The organism is Methylobacterium sp. D48H (genome assembly GCF_053345715.1).
In genome coordinates, this window is the sequence record NZ_JBKFAP010000032.1 from 30,659 (window position 1) to 45,841 (window position 15,183).

The 15,183-nt window shown below is 72.6% G+C and carries 19 protein-coding genes and 1 tRNA gene; 9 read left to right on the forward strand and 11 right to left on the reverse strand.

What is annotated here, in order from left to right:
• Positions 1-6: 6 nt before the first annotated feature.
• The gene (locus ACLBX8_RS28525) at positions 7-1,062 is read right to left on the reverse strand and encodes a serine endopeptidase (protein ID WP_447697506.1); all 1,056 of its coding nucleotides are present in this window, start codon (positions 1,060-1,062) and stop codon (positions 7-9) included.
• A gap of 233 nt (positions 1,063-1,295) precedes the next feature.
• On the opposite strand from ACLBX8_RS28525, the gene ACLBX8_RS28530 reads away from it, so the two are divergent.
• The 4 genes from ACLBX8_RS28530 to ACLBX8_RS28545 all read left to right on the forward strand — a co-directional run bounded on the left by ACLBX8_RS28530 (position 1,296) and on the right by ACLBX8_RS28545 (position 2,694).
• A complete protein-coding gene (locus ACLBX8_RS28530; RefSeq protein ID WP_447697507.1) occupies positions 1,296-1,757 on the forward strand; it encodes an anaerobic typically selenocysteine-containing protein in 462 nt (153 codons plus the stop codon).
• A 22-nt stretch (positions 1,758-1,779) separates the two neighbouring features.
• Positions 1,780-2,181, forward strand: a complete 402-nt coding sequence (locus ACLBX8_RS28535) for a thiol-disulfide oxidoreductase DCC family protein (protein WP_447697508.1) — start codon at positions 1,780-1,782, stop codon at positions 2,179-2,181.
• A gap of 4 nt (positions 2,182-2,185) precedes the next feature.
• Entirely contained in the window at positions 2,186-2,401 is a 216-nt protein-coding gene (locus tag ACLBX8_RS28540) for a hypothetical protein (RefSeq protein ID WP_012317770.1), read from the forward strand.
• Between the two features lie 158 nt (positions 2,402-2,559).
• Entirely contained in the window at positions 2,560-2,694 is a 135-nt protein-coding gene (locus ACLBX8_RS28545; RefSeq protein ID WP_267965754.1) for a hypothetical protein, read from the forward strand.
• 467 nt (positions 2,695-3,161) lie between these two features.
• On the opposite strand, the gene ACLBX8_RS28550 is transcribed toward ACLBX8_RS28545, so the two are convergent.
• Positions 3,162-3,246, reverse strand: a tRNA-Leu gene (locus tag ACLBX8_RS28550).
• A gap of 67 nt (positions 3,247-3,313) precedes the next feature.
• A complete protein-coding gene (gene leuC / locus ACLBX8_RS28555) occupies positions 3,314-4,726 on the reverse strand; it encodes a 3-isopropylmalate dehydratase large subunit (RefSeq protein WP_042673866.1) in 1,413 nt (470 codons plus the stop codon).
• A gap of 244 nt (positions 4,727-4,970) precedes the next feature.
• On the opposite strand from leuC, the gene ACLBX8_RS28560 reads away from it, so the two are divergent.
• Positions 4,971-5,936 (forward strand): 2-hydroxyacid dehydrogenase, encoded by a 966-nt coding sequence (locus ACLBX8_RS28560; RefSeq protein WP_447683647.1) that lies wholly within the window; start codon positions 4,971-4,973, stop codon positions 5,934-5,936.
• Positions 5,933-6,844: an AprI/Inh family metalloprotease inhibitor gene (locus tag ACLBX8_RS28565; protein ID WP_447697509.1), complete on the forward strand. Its 912-nt coding sequence runs from the start codon at positions 5,933-5,935 to the stop codon at positions 6,842-6,844. Before ACLBX8_RS28560 ends, ACLBX8_RS28565 begins: the two co-directional genes overlap by 4 nt.
• A gap of 42 nt (positions 6,845-6,886) precedes the next feature.
• On the opposite strand, the gene ACLBX8_RS28570 is transcribed toward ACLBX8_RS28565, so the two are convergent.
• From ACLBX8_RS28570 to ACLBX8_RS28585, 4 genes are all read right to left on the reverse strand, one after another.
• Positions 6,887-7,501, reverse strand: a complete 615-nt coding sequence (locus tag ACLBX8_RS28570; RefSeq protein ID WP_447697510.1) for a cytochrome b — start codon at positions 7,499-7,501, stop codon at positions 6,887-6,889.
• A gap of 67 nt (positions 7,502-7,568) precedes the next feature.
• Positions 7,569-8,135: an NAD(P)H-dependent oxidoreductase gene (locus ACLBX8_RS28575; protein ID WP_020095845.1), complete on the reverse strand. Its 567-nt coding sequence runs from the start codon at positions 8,133-8,135 to the stop codon at positions 7,569-7,571.
• Between the two features lie 184 nt (positions 8,136-8,319).
• Positions 8,320-8,979: a class I SAM-dependent methyltransferase gene (locus ACLBX8_RS28580; protein WP_020095846.1), complete on the reverse strand. Its 660-nt coding sequence runs from the start codon at positions 8,977-8,979 to the stop codon at positions 8,320-8,322.
• Between the two features lie 2 nt (positions 8,980-8,981).
• A complete protein-coding gene (locus tag ACLBX8_RS28585; RefSeq protein ID WP_447697511.1) occupies positions 8,982-10,145 on the reverse strand; it encodes a glycosyltransferase in 1,164 nt (387 codons plus the stop codon).
• A gap of 137 nt (positions 10,146-10,282) precedes the next feature.
• On the opposite strand from ACLBX8_RS28585, the gene ACLBX8_RS28590 reads away from it, so the two are divergent.
• Positions 10,283-11,494 carry a DNA topoisomerase IB gene (locus tag ACLBX8_RS28590; protein WP_447716196.1) on the forward strand — a complete coding sequence of 404 codons (1,212 nt, stop codon included), beginning with the start codon at positions 10,283-10,285 and terminating at the stop codon, positions 11,492-11,494.
• Between the two features lie 35 nt (positions 11,495-11,529).
• Here the strand turns inward: ACLBX8_RS28590 and ACLBX8_RS28595 are convergent, their stop codons facing one another.
• Together ACLBX8_RS28595 and ACLBX8_RS28600 are read right to left on the reverse strand one after the other, a co-directional pair.
• Positions 11,530-12,216: a LuxR C-terminal-related transcriptional regulator gene (locus ACLBX8_RS28595; RefSeq protein WP_020095849.1), complete on the reverse strand. Its 687-nt coding sequence runs from the start codon at positions 12,214-12,216 to the stop codon at positions 11,530-11,532.
• Between the two features lie 212 nt (positions 12,217-12,428).
• Entirely contained in the window at positions 12,429-13,325 is an 897-nt protein-coding gene (locus tag ACLBX8_RS28600) for a GGDEF domain-containing protein (RefSeq protein WP_447697513.1), read from the reverse strand.
• A 74-nt stretch (positions 13,326-13,399) separates the two neighbouring features.
• On the opposite strand from ACLBX8_RS28600, the gene ACLBX8_RS28605 reads away from it, so the two are divergent.
• Positions 13,400-13,756 (forward strand): hypothetical protein, encoded by a 357-nt coding sequence (locus tag ACLBX8_RS28605; RefSeq protein ID WP_447697514.1) that lies wholly within the window; start codon positions 13,400-13,402, stop codon positions 13,754-13,756.
• On the opposite strand, the gene ACLBX8_RS28610 is transcribed toward ACLBX8_RS28605, so the two are convergent.
• Positions 13,728-14,117, reverse strand: coding sequence for a hypothetical protein (locus ACLBX8_RS28610; RefSeq protein WP_020095852.1), 390 nt, complete (start codon positions 14,115-14,117; stop codon positions 13,728-13,730). The genes ACLBX8_RS28605 and ACLBX8_RS28610 overlap by 29 nt on opposite strands.
• A 149-nt stretch (positions 14,118-14,266) precedes the next feature.
• Complete coding sequence (locus tag ACLBX8_RS28615; protein ID WP_026605348.1) at positions 14,267-14,497, reverse strand: hypothetical protein; 231 nt, start codon at positions 14,495-14,497, stop codon at positions 14,267-14,269.
• 319 nt (positions 14,498-14,816) lie between these two features.
• Here ACLBX8_RS28615 and ACLBX8_RS28620 point away from each other — a divergent pair.
• Positions 14,817-15,183 (forward strand): AAA family ATPase (locus tag ACLBX8_RS28620; RefSeq protein ID WP_447716197.1); only part of this gene is annotated, 367 nt, incomplete at its 3' end.

The following is a 15,183-nucleotide window of genomic DNA, read 5'->3' on the forward strand; positions in this document are numbered from 1 at the left end:
GCGGCCTCAGGGCGCCTCGCTCGCGAGATCCGGGCTCCGGGTGCCGCAGGCCCGGCAGAAGCGCTCGAAGGTGCTCTTGCGCTGCGCGCAGGACGGGCAGTGCGCGAAGATGCCGAGCCCGCAATGGGGGCAGAAATTCGTGCTCGCGTCGTCGAGGGCGATTGGCCGCTCGCAGCCCGGGCACGCCTTCTTGGCGAGGCGCGCCAGGGCCTGGTCGGTGGCGATCTCGGTCCGCCGCTCGGCGTCCGGGCGCGCCTCCACCACGGCCTGCCGGGCGCGGTAGGCGTGCAGCGCGTTGATCGCCGCCCGGCCCGCGACCAGGGTGACGATCACGCCGACGCCGTACTGCACGTAGCCGCCGTAGCTCGGCATGTAGGGCACGAGCTCGACGAAGAACGCGAAGGCCGCCGCGAAGGCGAAGCCCCACACGAAGGGCCAGTTGCGGGTGCGGCGGCGCGTGAGCAGGAGCCATCCGGCGAGGGCCAGCAGCGGCAGCGTCAGGGCGAGGCGATAGCCGAAGACGCGCAGCTCCTGGCCGCGCTCGGCCGCGTCGAGGCGCGTCTGCGCGGCGGCCCGCAGGTCGGTGTCCACGCGCAGCTGCGCCGCCTCACGCTCCGACAGGTCGAGCCCCGTCCGCGCCAGGGCCGCGAGCCGCTCCTCGATGGTGCGCTCGGCGGCCTTCAGCGCATCGAGCTGCTGCGTGCGCGCGATGAGCCCGGGATCTTGGTCGACCCGCTGCGTGGCGTCGCGGGTCTTCAGCCAGTTGGCGAAGGTCTCGCGCGCGCCCTCGGAGGCGGCCTGCGCAGCCTCGAGGGCGAGCTGGTCCTGCTCGACCGTCCGACGGTTGTCGTCCTGCTCCCGGCGGATCTGCTTGAGGGCCTCTGCCGACGCCGTGCCCTGGTCGGTGTCGAGGAACTGGTCGAGAGTGTAGCGGTGCTCAACCTGCGGCAGATCGCCGACGACCAGCGAGCCGAGCCCGATCAGGAACCACGCGAAGACCAGCGCGACGAGCCAGAGCGCCAGCGTGAACCAGCGCTCGGAGAGCCTTGTACCGGACCGCACGCGAATCGACCTCGCCGAAAACCGAAGCGGGTCCTTATACCGCGCGACGCGCCCGGGATATGCCGGCTGGCCCGGCTTCCGGGCCCGCGGCCGCGGGCAACTTCCCGCCGCGACCGGGATCGCTCGCATCCGACCGGGTGCGGCGTTGCGCCCGGGAACGTCGCGGACCGAGCCGCCTTTCCCGGCGGTGTGCTCGGCGGAGCGCGCTGCCCCTCCAATCCGGACGTATCGACATGCTGACACTCGCGCGCGGACCGGCGACGCTCCTGGCTCTCTCCGCTGTCCTGGCCGCAGGGCCGGTCCTGGCTCAGGGCAAGCCCCTGCCGCCGCCCGCCACCGACGCGATGCCGCCCGTGGAGCTGACGATCAGCCTGAAGGACGGCAAGCCGGTCTGCGACCCGGCCGAGCTCAAGCTTCCGGCCGACACCAACGTCGCGCTGAAGATCGTGAGCAGCGCCGACGCGCCGGTGACGATCACCGCGCCCGGGCAGTTCGAGAACGGCCTCGTGCTGCACGCCGACGGCGACCTCGTGCATGTCGCCAGCGAGAAGGGCTACACGGTCAAGCAGAACGGCAGGGGCACGCTGCGCCTGCGGACGATGAAGGCCGGCCAGGAGGAGTACGCGTGCACCAGCACGCGCAACGCCGACGCGCCCTTCAAGGGCAAGCTCGTCCTGAGCCCGCCCGCGAACTGAGCCCCTAAGCACCGGCGCGGCCATGGCCGAGGATCGCTCCGACGGGCGGCTCAGCGTCTACTACGACGGCGGCTGCCCGCTGTGCCGCGCCGAGATCGACCAGTATCGCCGGTGCGCCGGCGCGGACCGGCTCGCCTTCGTCGATGTCGGCTCCGGCGCGCCCGAGTCGGCGCTCGGCGCGGATCTCGACCGAGCCCGGGCCCTGCGCCGCTTCCATGTCCGGACCGCGGACGGGCAGCTGATCTCCGGCGCCGCCGCGTTCGCGCGCCTCTGGCGGACACTGCCCGGCTGGCGCTGGCTCGGCCGCCTGGTCGACCTGCGCGTCCTCGGTGTCCGGCCGATTCTGCCGGTCGCCGAGCTGGCCTACCGGCTGTCGCTGCCGCTGCGGCCGCGCCTGGCCCGGCTGATGGCCCGCCTCCGGTGAGCCGATGGCGACCCGCTGCGTCCACTATGTCGGCTTCCGGGACGACCGGTACTGGAACGCCTACCGGATCTTCGGCGGCCCGCGCGTGATCCACCGGCGCTGGGATTTCTACGCGACCCGCGACGTCGGGCCGGACGACGTGGTGGTATTCGCCGAGGGTGACGAGACGCAGCCCGTCGCGGACAGGAACGCCACGGATCTCGACGAGCGCTGGCTGTAGCGGTCACGCGGGGCAGCCCGTGCCGGGGGTACGCGCTTCCGCGGACGCTGCCGCGTCTCCGTGCCAGAGGAAACCCCAGCACCTTAAGAGGTATTGCGCCCCGACAACAATTCGCGAGAGTAGCGGTGAGCTTCCACTTGCAATCGAGGAGGTCCGCGGTGGTCGAGATCCGTATATCGGAGGACAACGACGGCCGCTGGACGGTCTACGCGCCGGGGCTGGTGGTCACCGACCTGACGCACGAGGAAGCCCAGGCTTTCGCGGCGAGCTACCGGCGCGTCACCGCAGCGTGATCGGGAGAAGCCGGCGCGGCCGTGCCGGCGGGTTTGCGTGGATCCCCGAAGGGACGTCACGCCGCCGCGAGCACGGCGCTGTCGCAGCGCGGGGCACGAAAAAACCGCCGCGGCCGGAGCCGGGCGGTTCGAGGTGATCTCGCTGGGGGAATGTCGAGACCTCGTCTACGCGCGGGATGGCAGCGCGGTTCCGGTCTCCAGGTCGAACGGTGCCCCCTGAGGCCCGGACGACCACTCCTACCGCCGTGCCTCCTCGCCGCCCCGTGATCGCATGGCTCGCCACATCTGAGGAAACGGCGGCACAGCGCCGGGGCCGGTCGGTCGAACGGGGCGACCGATACGCGGACAGTGGGTCGGGATTTGAAAGCCCGAGAGTCGCGGCGGGCGCCCGCATCCTCGGTCCGCGGATCCCGCACCCCAGAAACAACAAAGCCCGCCAATGCGTTGGCGGGCTGCTGTCAGGCATTTGGTGCCCAGGAAAGGACTCGAACCTTCACCTCTCGCGAGACTGGTACCTGAAACCAGCGCGTCTACCAATTCCGCCACCTGGGCTCGCCGTCGGCCATCGGCCGGCGACGGCTCCGTTTAGGCAACGGAGCCGCCGGCGTCAATCGCGATTTCAGCCCTGCGGCCACTCCCGGATGTCGACGAAGTGTCCGGTGACCGCCGCGGCCGCCGCCATGGCCGGAGAGACGAGGTGCGTGCGTCCGCGGGGACCCTGGCGGCCCTCGAAATTGCGGTTCGACGTCGAGGCGCAGCGCTCGCCCGGACGCAGCTTGTCCGGGTTCATGCCGAGACACATCGAGCAGCCCGGCTCGCGCCAGTCGAAGCCCGCCGCCTTCAGGATCTTGTCGAGACCCTCGGCCTCGGCCTGCGCCTTCACGAGGCCGGAGCCCGGCACGATCATCGCCGAGACGCCCTCGTGCACCTTCCGGTCGCCGACGACCCGCGCGACCTCGCGCAGATCCTCGATGCGGCCGTTGGTGCAGGAGCCGATGAAGATCCGGTCCAGGGTGATGTCGGTGATCCGGGTGCCCGGCGTCAGGCCCATGTAGGCGAGCGCCTTCTCCTTCGACTGCCGCTTGTTCTCGTCGGCGATCTCGGACGGGTCCGGCACGCGGCCCTGGATCGAGATCACGTCCTCGGGGCTCGTGCCCCAGCTGACGATCGGCGGCAGGTTGGCCGCGTCGAGACGCACCTCGCGGTCGAAATGCGCGCCGGCGTCGGTGACGAGGCTCTCCCAGTAGCGGCGGGCCGCGTCGAAGGCCGCGCCCTTCGGCGCCTTCGGGCGGTCCTTCACGTAGGCGAAGGTCGTCGCGTCGGGGGCGACCATGCCGGCGCGGGCACCGCCCTCGATCGACATGTTGCAGATCGTCATCCGGCCCTCCATCGAGAGCGCGCGGATCGCCTCGCCGGCATACTCGATGACGTGGCCGGTGCCGCCGGCGGTCCCGATCTCGCCGATGATCGCCAGGATGATGTCCTTCGCGGTCACGCCGGGCGGCAGCGTGCCATCGACGGAGACGCGCATGTTCCTGGCCTTGCGCTGCACCAAGGTCTGGGTGGCGAGCACGTGCTCGACCTCCGAGGTGCCGATGCCGTGGGCCAGCGCCCCGAAGGCGCCGTGCGTCGAGGTGTGCGAATCGCCGCACACGATCGTCTGGCCGGGCAGCGTGAAGCCCTGCTCCGGGCCGATGATGTGGACGATGCCCTGGCGGCGGTCGAGGGCGTCGTAGAACTCGATGCCGAAGTCTCGCACGTTCTCGGCGAGCGCCTCGAGCTGCGTGCGGCTCTCGGGATCCTCGATGCCCTGCGAGCGGTCCGAGGTCTGGACGTTGTGGTCCACGACGGCCAACGTCTTCTCCGGATGGCGCACCTTGCGGCCGGCCACGCGAAGACCCTCGAAGGCTTGCGGGCTCGTCACTTCGTGGACGAGGTGCCGGTCGATGTAGAGGAGGCTGGAGCCGTCCGGCTGGACATCGACGACGTGGTCGTCCCAGATCTTGTCGTAGAGGGTGCGCGGGCTGGTCATCGGTCTTCGTCTTCGGCGATTGGGGTCGGTGCAGAACTCTCGCGATGATGCGTGGTCCTTAGTAGGCATCGCGCGCGGTTTTCGAAAGAGGCGAGCCCTGTGCCGGCCGAACGGCCGCCCGGCTGATCCGCGCGGTTGTCACCGCCGGCCACTCCTGCGCGCTGGCGCCCCACCCCGCACAGGCTCTATGCCGGGACGGGGGAGGCGGCCGACACCGACGCGCGGCCGAACGTGGGAGTGAACGATGGCTGAGGCCCCGGTCGAGATCCTGTTGCTCCGGAAGATGCACCCGTTGGTGGAGAAGGCCTTCGCGGGGCGGTACGGGGTCCACCGGCTGGCGGAGGCCGCGAACCCGGAGGCCCTGCTCGCCGAGATCGGCCCGCGGATCCGGGCGCTCTGCGTCGGCGGCGGGGTGGACGGGGCGCTGATGGACCGGCTGCCGAACCTCGAGCTGATCGCGAATTTCGGCGTGGGCTACGACGCCGTCGACGCCGCGGGGGCGCAGCGGCGCGGCATCGTCGTCACCAACACGCCGGACGTCCTCACCGACGAGGTCGCCGACCTCGCCCTCGGCCTCACCCTCGCCACGCTGCGGCGGATCCCCCAGGCCGACCGCTACCTGCGGGACGGCCACTGGCCCAAGGCGCCCTTCCCGCTCACGGCATCGCTGCGCGGGCGACGGGTCGGCATCCTCGGTCTCGGCCGGATCGGGCGGGCGATCGCCCACCGCCTGGAGAGCTTCGGCGTCGCGATCGACTACCACGGCCGCAGCCGGCAGGCCGACATACCCTACACGTATCACGATACGTTGATCGGCCTCGCCCGCGCGGTCCACATCCTCATCGTGGTGGCGCCCGGCGGCGCCGACACGCGCAACCTCGTGGACGCGGCCGTGCTGGAGGCGCTCGGTCCCGAGGGCATCCTGATCAACGTCGCCCGGGGCACCCTGGTCGACGAGGCGGCGCTGACCGCGGCGCTGAAGGCGGGCACGATCCTCGGCGCCGGCCTCGACGTCTTCGAGAACGAGCCGCACGTGCCCGCGGATCTCGCCGCCCTCGACAACACGGTGCTGCTGCCGCATGTCGGGTCGGCCTCCGAGCACACCCGCGCGGCGATGGCCCAGCTCGTGGTCGACAACGTCGTCTCGTGGTTCGAGGGACGGGGTCCGCTGACGCCCGTCGCCGAGACACCCTGGAGACCGACCGCGTGAGACAGGCTCGGGCCGCCCTGCTGGCCGCATCGGCGCTGATCGCGACCGCCGCGATCGTCCGACCGGCCGCCGCCCAGGACGTGCCCGCCGCCACAGACGAGGCCGCACCGCCGTCCCCTCCGCCGGCCGCGGAGACGCTCGCGGCGCCCCCGGCTCCGACCGCGCCGCCGAGCCTCCCCGAGAAGCTCGGGCAGGTGCCGGGAACCTGGGACCTGTCGCGGGACGGCACCAACCGCCGCTGCGTCATGACGCTGGTGCTCGACAGCGGCGAGGCGGGGCAGCGGCTGCGCTTCCCGGCGGGATGCCGGAGGGCCCTGCCGGTCCTGAACGGGGTCGCCGGCTGGCTCTTCGTCGACGGGGCCGTCCGCCTCGTTGACCGCAACGTCCGCCCGGTCCTCGATTTCGCCAAGCGGCCGGACCAGCGCAGCCTCGTCGCCCAGGCCGAGGGCGGCGAGCGCTACAGTCTCGTTCCCCTCGACATCGTCGCGATGCGGCCGGCCGACGCGGCCGCCGCGCCCGAGACCGCGCCGGCGGATCCGGCGAGCCCGGCCCCCTCCCCGCTCCAGACCGCGGCCCCGGTGCCGGCCGAGCTGCAGCCGCCGCCGACCGCCTCGGCCGCGACCGCCTCGGCGGGGCCGGCGCCGGGGCTCTACGCCCTCGACCGCTTCCAGCAGCGCGATACCTGCCGGATCAACCTCGACGGGGTCGGCGGCGGCGTGCACATCGTCCCCGGCTGCCACGACAGCGGCCTGGAGGTGTTCGATCCGGTGCGCTGGCGCTACGCGAAGGGACGGATGACGCTGACCGCCAAGCGCGGCCACAGCATCGACCTCGTCCCGAGCGGCGACGGCCGGTGGCGGCGCGATCCCGAGGTCGGCACCACCTTCGTCCTGCGCCGCGTCGATTGAGCGCACCGCGCGACGACGGCCGCGCGCTCGATGACGGGCGCGTCAGCGCGACGAGCCGCGCCCGTCCTGGACCGGCAGCATCCGCTCCAGAAGACCGTCGCGGCGGATCACCAAGTGCCACGCCGTGCCGGCGACGTGCAGCAGGACCAGGGCGTAGACGAGCCATTGGCCGAACACGTGGATCGACTCGAAGATCTTCTGCGTCGCGTCGTCCTTCGGCAGTCCCGGGATCGTGAACAGCCAGAAGTACGGCGTGTCGCGCCCGGACAGCGCGCTCAGCAGGTAGCCGCTGATCGGCATGATCAGGAAGATCGCGTAGAGCAGGAAGTGGTTGACGCGCCCGATCAGCGTCAGGAGCCGGGGCGCATGCGGGTCCGGCGGCGCGGGCCGGATCATCCGCCAGAGGATGCGCACGACCACGATCGCCAGGATCGTCAGGCCGACCGACTTGTGCAGCACGAACATGCTGCCCTTGGCGGGTGTCGGCGGCAGGCTGATCGCGACCCAGGCGAGCGGCAGCACCGCCAGGACGAGGGCGGCGTTCAGCCAGTGCAGCGCCTGCGAGACCGGGTGGTAGCGCGGCAGTCCGGATGCCGTGACGTAGGTGGCGGGCAGCGCGGTCGGCGCCTTGCCGGCCGTGAGCGGAGAGCCTGACATGATCCCTCGCGGAAGAGCGTGGTCCCCCTCCGATCTAGGGCCCGCCTCAGGCCGGGGGAGTCTCCCGTCAGCCGGATGCGCCGGACGAGGCCGTCCGCGACACGTCGAGCAGGGCTGCGAGTTCCGCGGCCGCGGCGCGCAGCCGGATCGCCACGGTCTCGTCGACGATGCGGCCGTCCACCAGGTCGTCGGACCCGGCATAGACCGAGGTCGGCGCGACGTGGGCCGCGAAGAAGCCGAACAGGGGTCGGAGCCCGTGCTCGACCACCAGGGCGTGGCGCAGGCCCCCGCCCGTCGCGGTCAGCGCCACCGGCATGCCGATCATCCGGGCCGGGTCGACGAAGTCGAAGACGTGTTTGAACAGCCCGGCATAGCCGCCCTGGTAGACAGGCGTCCCGACGATCAGCGCGTCCGCCGCCTCGATCGCCTCGACGAGGCGCGCGGCGGGCGCCGAGAGGTCGTCCCGCTGCGTCGCGCCGAGGCCCGGGCCGGCATCCATCAGGTCGTACACGGCGAGGTCGATCCCGCGCAGGCGACCGAGTTCGGCGCCGAGGGCCTCGACCAGGATGCGGGTGCGCGAGGGTCGCTTGGCGCTGCCCGAGAAGGCGACGACGCGGGCACGGCTGGGCTTCACACTCGACTCGACACTCACCACGAAACCTTCCGCCGCAGCACGCCCTGATCCGGGACTCCGAACACCCTGGCGCATGCGCGGCACGCGACGCGGGTCGATTCGACGGTAACGCATTCCCGCGCCGGATAAAGCCTCGGCGCGGCCGCGCGGGCGGCGGTCCGGCAGGACCGTCTCGGCGGATCCGTCATCCGCGGAGCCGCCAGACGTGGCTGCGCTTGATCTCGGAATCCTCCAGCGCGCGCGAGACCGGAACCTCGTAGGTCGCGAGGCAGTCGAGGCGGTCCCGCGGAAGGTAGGTGCGGCCCGGATCGCCGATCAGCACGGTGACGCCGCGCGCCTGCAGGCGAACGAGCCAGGCGGTCACGGCCTCGGCGAGGTCGCGCTCGTAGAACACGTCGGCCGCCAGGACGAGATCGGCCCGGGGATCCGTGGCGAGGAGATCGTCGGCGATCGCGGCGACGCGGTCGCCGACGCCGTTGGCCGCGGCGTTCAGCCCGATCGCCGCGACGGCGAAGGGGTCGAGGTCGCTGGCGACGACGTGGCGCGCCCCGGCGCGGGCCGCCGCGATCGCGACGAGGCCGGACCCCGAGGCGAAATCCACCGCGCGCGCGCCGTCCGCGACGTCCGGGTTGTCGAGGACGTAGCGGGCGAGCGCCTGGCCGCCCGCCCAGGCGAACGCCCAGAACGGCGGCGGCAGCCCGATCGCCTGCAACTCCTCCTCGGTCCGCTGCCAGAGATCGGTCGCCTCGTCGGCGACGTGCAGGCGGATCTCGGGCGCGTGGGGGACGGGCAGCAGGCGGGTGTTGGCGCGGATGAAGCCGGCGGGATCGTCCGGTGCGCGCACGGTCAGGCCTCCAGCAGGTCGCGCCACACGGCGCGGACTTGGTCGGTCACCGCCGTCTCGGTGAAGCCCCCGGTCTCGATCCGCGCCCGCGCGGCCGCGCCCAGGCCGGCGACGAGACCGGCATCGCCGCTCAGGCGCGCCAGGGCGGCGGCCAGGGCCGGCGCGTCGTCCGGGGGAACGAGCAGGCCCTCGACGCCGTCGCGCACGAGGCTGCGGCAGCCCGGGACGTCGGACGCGACCAGCGCCCGGCCGCAGGCGGCGGCCTCCAGCAGCGTCCGCGGCAGGCCCTCCCCGCCGCGCGAGGGCAGGCAGGCGACGTGGTGGCCGGCCCAGACCCCCGCGACGTCGGTCGTCGGCCCGTGCCAGACGATGCCGTCGCGGCTCCAGGCGCGCAGGGTGTCGGCGCCGATCGCCCGCCGGTTCGACGGGTCCGGCGCGCCGTACAGCGCCAGCTCCACCGGCGCGCCCTGGCTCCGGGCGAGGCGAACGGCCTCGACGGCGACGTCGATCCCCTTCGACCACAGCATCCGGGCGACGACGGCCACCCGCAGCGGCGGCATCGGCGGCAGCGGCTGCGGGACGAGGATCGCGGGATCGACGCCGGCGCCGCCCACCACGGTCACCGACCGGTCGAGCGGGTCCAGGCCCAGGGCCAGGGCGTCGTCGGGGTTCTCGAAGAGGAAGCGCGTCCGCGACGAGGCCAGCGGCCCCCGGATCAGCGCCCGCAGGGCGAGGCGCGCCGCCCGGCCGAGGCGGTCGCTCCGGGCGCCGACGAGGCCGAGGCCGGTCAGGGCGAAGACGCGGGACGGGATGCCCGCCATGGCGGCGGCCGTGCCGCCGACCAGGATGCCGCGCAGGGCGATGCAGTGGACGATGTCGGTCTTCAGCGCCTTCAGGATCGCGGCGAGCTGCCCGGCCGCGTAGCCCGCGGCCATCGGGTTGAGGCTCGCCCGCTCGGCCTCCAGGTTGACGACCTGCGCGCCGGTCGCCTCGATGGCGGCCCGGTGGAGGCGGACCCGCGTCACCACCGCGACCGAGAGACCCATGCCGACGGCGGCGCGGGCCATCGGAAGGAAATGCGAGGCGAAGAACCAGTCCTCGGTCACCACGAAGACCAGGCGGCGCATCGGAACGGGCAGGTTCCCGGGTTCGGCATCGGACTGCATCCGTCCCCTCTAGCACGGCGGCGGGGCCCGTCCTGCGACGGATGTGCAGGCCCGGAACGGCGATCCCGTGCCGCCGGTTGTCCAAGGCCTTCTCGCCGGGCGAGGCAGCCCGGCGGCGTCGATGGGAGGGGCTGTTCATGGCGTGCGTCGAGACGGCGGAGAGCGGCGGAGACCTCCGCGCCGCGGCCGAGGAGGCCGGGCTCGTCTACGTCGATGACGGCCGGCCCGGGCTGACCCGCCGCCGCAGCGGCACCGGCTTCCGCTACTGCGACGCGAAGGGCGCGCCGGTGCGCGACAGGGCCGTGCTGGCCCGCATCCGCGGCCTCGCGATCCCGCCGGCCTACACGGATGTCTGGATCTGCCCCCGCCGCAACGGCCACGTCCAGGCGACGGGCCGCGACGCCAAGGGGCGCAAGCAGTACCGCTACCACCCGGACTTCCGGCAGGCGCGGGAGGCCAACAAGTTCTCGCGGATCATGGCCTTCGCGGACGCGCTGCCGGGCATCCGCCGGCGCGTCGACGCCGATATGAGGCGGCCGGGCTTGCCCCGCGACAAGGTGCTGGCCACCGTGGTCCACCTGCTGGAGACCACGCTGATCCGCGTCGGCAACGACGATTACGCGCGGACTAACAAGAGCTACGGCCTGACGACCCTGCGCGATCCCCATGTCCGGATCGAGGGTTCGGCCCTGTCGTTCCGGTTCAAGGGCAAGAGCGGCAAGACCTGGGACGTGTCGCTAAAGGACCGGCGGGTCGCCCGGATCGTCAAGGCCTGCCAGGACCTGCCGGGCCAGGAGCTGTTCCAGTATCTCGACCCGGACGGCACCCAGCGCGACGTCACCTCCTCGGACGTGAACGCGTACCTGCGCGAGATCACCGGCGAGGACTTCACCGCCAAGGATTTTCGGACCTGGGCCGGCACGGTGCTGGCGGCGCTGGCGCTGCGGGAGTTCGAGAGCTTCGACAGCGAGGCCGGGGCCAAGCGCAACATCCGCGCGGCCATCGAGAACGTCGCGGGCCGCCTCGGCAACACGCCGACGATCTGCCGCAAGTGCTACATCCACCCGCAGATCCTCGACTGCTACCTGGAGGGCGGCCTGCTCCTGCAGGTGAAGGACGCGGTCGAATCGGAGCTGAGCGAGGATCTGTCGAGCCTGCGGCCCGAGGAGGCGGCGGTGCTGGGACTTCTGCAGGCGCGCCTCTCCGCCGCCGAGGACGCCGTCAAGGCCGGAGGTCGGGTCAAGCCGGCGGGCGCGCGGAAACGCGGGGCGAAGGCGCCAGAGCGGTCCAAGAGCGGGACGGCGGCCAAGCGCGCGTCCGGAGCCCGGAAGGCGGCCGCGGCCGCTTAGGGGGGCGGTCTCGCCGAGACCGCCCGATCCCCCTCTCAGTGCCGGGACTGGTTGTCGTTGCCCGAGGACCGGTTGTCGGTGCCGCGCCGAACCTGATCGCTGGAATCGACCACGGGGGCCAGGCCGAGCTGGCGGGCCAGCGAGACGAGGTCCTTGAGCCGGCCGGTCTGGGTCTTGCGCCGCAGGTTGAGCCGGTGGGTCTCCACCGTGCGCACGCTGAGCGCCAGCCGCCGCGCGACCTCTTTGTTGCTGAACCCGGAACTCAGGAAGCGCAGCACCTCGGCCTCGCGGGGCGTCAGCCCGAGGCTCTCGCCGGCCTCCGGCGGCATCGCCACCGGCTGCTCCGGCGGGACCAGCACGTCCGAGCCTTCCGCCAGGGCGAGCAGCGCCGCGCCGAGGTCCCGCGGCGACTTGGAGCGCGCCACGAAGGCGTCGGCGCCCGCCGCCAGCAGGGCGCGGAGGTCGTCCGCCGTCAGCGCGCCGAAGGCGACCAGCGTGCGCAGCGCCGGCTGGCGCTCCTTCAGGGCGACGATGCGGGCGATCCCGTCGGCCAGCCGGATCTCGTCGAGGAAGACCAGGGCGACGCTGCTGCCGGCGTCGGCGCGGTCGAGATCGGCCTCGCCGATGGTGTGGAATTCGGGCATGTGCTCGAGGGTGGCGCGAACCGTCGCGCTCAGGTCCTCCGGCTCATCCAGGATCAGGACGCCAACGGCCGTACTCATGACCTCGCACCTCTCTCTCCCGGCTTGATACAGGCGGCCGGGATCGAAGGCGAAGTTCCAAGATCCGTTCCAGCAACAACTCGCGAATATTAAGCTTTATATTGGCCGAATCGATCCCCAGAAACGGATACTCGGCGAATCAATGCGCCGATCTGGGACGACGGTGGGACACCGCTCGACGGACTGTGCCGATCCGGGACGGGCGGTCCGGTTCAGCCCGCGACGGCGCGGATACCCTCGCTCTGATCCGGCACCACCCGGTTCCGGCCGCCGCCCTTCGCCGCGTAGAGCGCGACATCGGCCCGCTTGACCAGGGCCTCGACGCTGTCGCCGTCGTGCCACGTGCTGACGCCGAAGCTGCAGCTCAGCGCGATCGGACCCCGCGCCCCGTGGATCCGCAGGGCCTGGACGTCGGCGCGCAGGCGCTCGGCCTGCGCCACGGCCTCCGCGAGCCCGCGGCCGGGCAGGATGACGGCGAATTCCTCGCCGCCGAGGCGTCCCGCGATCCCGGCACCGGCGATCAGCTCGGCCACGGCCTTGATCGCCACGTCGCCGACATCGTGCCCGTGCTCGTCGTTGATGCGCTTGAAGTGATCGATGTCGAGGAGGATCGCCGAGACGGCGCCCGGCCTCGGGTCTCGCGCCGCGGCGGCCCGCGCGCGCTTGAAGAAGGCGCGCCGATTGTAGGAGCCGGTCAGCGGGTCCGTCTCGGCGAGGCGGATCAGCTCCTCCTGCATGGTGGTCAGGCGCTCGGCCGCGCGCAGGCGCGCGTTCAGCTCCTCGGCGCTCGGCGGCTTCTCGATGAAGTCGTCGGCGCCGCTGTCGAGGGCCTCGGCCAGGCTGCGGACGTTGCGGGCCGACGACATGGTGATGACGTGCAGCGGCCCGCGGGATTCGGCGAGGAGCCGGGCCGACCAGCAGAGCTCGAGCCCGCAGAGCGGCCGCACTTCCAGGCTGGTGATGAGCACTCGGACCGCGGGCGTCGCCGCCAGGAACTCCAGCGCTCGCTCCGAATCCGTGAACGGGTGCACCGCGTGGCCGCGCGGCTCGATCAGGGAGGCTATGATCTGCAGCACGACGCGGCTCGAGTCGACGATGACGATCTGCATGGCGTGACCCGCACCCGATATCCGCGGTGTAAGCTGGAAGGCTTAACCGCCCCCCAACGGAGCTGAACCCCGGTATGAGCGTGGCCATTACCACTCCGGATCGGCGCTATATCGTTGTCCGGGCGCGTCTGTGGCGCCGCGCGAATCCCGACCTGTCGGAAACCTGTCGGGCCGCGCTGGTGCAGCGCCTGATGGCGGCGCGCCGGGGCGTGAAGGAGGCCAAGCGGGCCGAGCGCGCGGGCGAGACCGGCGCCGCGGAGGCGCTCGCCGCCGCCAGGGCCGAGGTCGATGCGGCGAAGGTCGGACTCGGCGAGCGCGGGCCGGTCTGGTGGACGGACGGCGCGCCCGACCTCAACCGGCACCTCGTCCGCAACACGCCCTACGCGGCGTGGTTCGCGGCGCTCAGCGCCGGGGAACCTGAACCGCGATGACCCGGGCCCCCGCGACCGGGTCGGCCCCGACGGCGCGCGCGCCGCGGCGGCCGTAGGGGGCGGCGTTGATCACCGTCAGGGTCGGCTCGGCCGCTGGAGCGGCCTGGATGCCGGTCACCGTCGGGACGCCGTAGGTGCCGTAGCTCCAGGGCGTGGGCACGATCTGGGTCGGGCGCGGCACGCGGGTCAGCGGGGCGCCGATATAGGTGCCCCGCACGAACTCGCCGGCAAAGCCCGGATCGGCGGCGTAGCCGGGCGCGTAGGCGACCGGAGCGTAGGGATCGGCGCTCCGGAAGGTCTGCGCCGACGCGGGCGCCGCCGCCGCCAGAGCGAGCAGGGTCACGATCGTCCGGTTGGCCATGGGTCCGGCTCCGAGGGGTATCGGCGGGCGCGGTGCGCGCCGGGTGCGGGGCCAACAGACCGGATCACCGGCCGTTCCGCGTCTCCAGTCGCGCAGAGTGCGTAACGGTCCCGTCATGCCCAGCCGATCGGCCCCCGGGTGCGCACCGGTCAGCGGCAGGTGGTGATCCGCCGGACCACCCAACCCTCGCCCTCGATCCACAGACGGCGGCGCGCCCGGCTGCAGGTGACGTCGTCCTCCCGCTCCGCCGAGACGGGATGGACCTGCGGGTTGGCCTCGGCGACCTTGGTCTCGGCCGGGCCGTTAGCGGCCTGGGCCGCGAGCGGAACGGCGAGCATGACGGTGCCGGCTGCGGCGGCAGCGATCGTACGGAGTTTCATCGGGGAGAAGCGCCCTGCGGCCATGCTTGGAGGTTTGGTCCAGGAATGCGCGGGCCGGCGGTTCGGTTGCATCCCGGTTGCGTCGATCGCGACGGCCCGTGCGCTCGCTCACATCGCCGGTGGCGCCACACGGGCTGACGCCCGGCCACGACACCTGGCCACGACACCTGGCCACGACACCTGGCCACCTTGCCCGGCCGGGGCGCTTAGACTTCCCGGCTTTCACGGGTAAGGAAGAACAAAACCGGATGCGCCGGTGCCCAGCCGTCCTGCGAGACCGCCCACCGCGGGCCGCGGCACGGTCCACGAAGCAGGGTTCATGAGCAAGTCGAAGCCTCCGACCAACGCGCTCCTGACACCGGAGAAGCGCACCGAGGACGTCGATCAGACGATCCGCCCCCTGAGCCTTGCCGAGTTCATCGGTCAGCGCGCGGCGCGGGCGAACATGCAGGTGTTCATCGAGGCGGCGCGGAAGACCGGGCAGGCGCTCGACCACGTGCTGTTCGTCGGGCCGCCCGGGCTCGGCAAGACCACGCTGGCGCAGATCGTGGCGCGCGAACTCGGCGTGAACTTCCGCTCGACCTCCGGGCCGGTGATCGCCAAGGCCGGGGATCTGGCCGCCCAGCTCACCAACCTGGAGGAGCGCGACGTCCTGTTCATCGACGAGATCCACCGGCTCAACCCGG